General features: G+C 50.3%; 2 protein-coding genes. Both read left to right on the plus strand.

Features of this window, described 5'->3' with window-relative positions:
- Positions 1-70 precede the first annotated feature (70 nt).
- The gene (locus PsAD26_RS30270) at positions 71-337 is read left to right on the plus strand and encodes a transposase (protein ID WP_063312290.1); all 267 of its coding nucleotides are present in this window, start codon (positions 71-73) and stop codon (positions 335-337) included.
- Positions 241-1,158: an IS3 family transposase gene (locus PsAD26_RS23030; RefSeq protein ID WP_244278315.1), complete on the plus strand. Its 918-nt coding sequence runs from the start codon at positions 241-243 to the stop codon at positions 1,156-1,158. The genes PsAD26_RS30270 and PsAD26_RS23030 overlap by 97 nt, the downstream gene beginning before the upstream one ends.
- Positions 1,159-1,196: the final 38 nt, after the last annotated feature.

Below are 1,196 nucleotides of genomic sequence, written 5' to 3' on the forward strand. Positions count from 1 at the left end.
GGTAATCCCCCCGGAATTTGATCGAGTTTGAAAGTAGAGATATTGTTGCCTCATATTGAGGACTGATCTTATGAAGAAATCTCGTTTTAGTGACGCGCAGATTATTGCAATTCTGAAGCAGGGAGAAAGCGGCATTCCGGTTGCGCAGCTTTGCCGTGAGCATGGCATGAGCGCGGCCTCCTATTACAAGTGGCGTTCCAAATATGGTGGCCTTGAAGCTCCTATGATCCAGTCGATGAAATCGACGGAGGACGAGTTACGCCGCTTCAAGAAAATGTACGCCGAACTCAGCTTGCAAAACGAACTTTTGAAAGAAGCACTAGGAAAAAAGGTTTAAGGCCGTCTCAGCGCAAAGAGATGGCCCGTTCTGCAGTCGCAGAAAAGCAGGTATCGATTGCTTTGGCGTGCCGTACATTTGGTGTGAGCCAGCGGTGTTATCGTTACACGCGGCTTTTGAATGACAACAATGCCCTGATTGCCGACTGGCTGGTGCGTTTGACGTGTGCGAACAGGACCTGGGGCTTTGGCCTGTGTTTCCTTTATCTGCGCAATATCAAAGGCTTTGGTTGGAACCACAAGCGGGTCTATCGCATTTATCGGGAGTTGGAGCTGAACCTGCGGATCAGACCACGCAAGCGCTTAAAGCGGAAAAAACCAGACAAGTTGGCGGTTCCGGCACGGGCCAATCAAGTTTGGTCGATGGACTTTATGTCTGACCAGCTTGAAGATGGCAGACGGTTTCGCACGCTTAACATACTTGATGACTTCAATCGGGAGGGACTGACTATCGAGGTTGACTTTTCCCTTCCGGCCCTGCGGGTCGTGCGCACCTTGAAACAGGTGATTGAGTGGCGCGGCAAACCTGAAACAATTCGGGTTGACAATGGCCCTGAAAATATCAGTGAAACCCTGCTCTCATGGGCACAAAAGCAAGGCATCAAGATCTTGCATATTCAGCCGGGCAAGCCCGCTCAGAACGCCTATATCGAGCGCTACAACAGAACAGTTCGGCAAGAATGGCTGGATCAGAATTGCTTTGAAACGATCGAACAAGTTCAGGTTCAAGCAACAAGTTGGCTCTGGACATACAATAACCAACGGCCCAACATGGCCATCGGCGGCATCACGCCTGCCAAGAAATTGAAACTGGCTGCATAACTCTACCGCCAAGCTCCTCCAATAATGGGGGGATTACC

This window comes from Pseudovibrio sp. Ad26, from assembly GCF_001623285.1.
Taxonomy (GTDB): domain Bacteria; phylum Pseudomonadota; class Alphaproteobacteria; order Rhizobiales; family Stappiaceae; genus Pseudovibrio; species Pseudovibrio ascidiaceicola.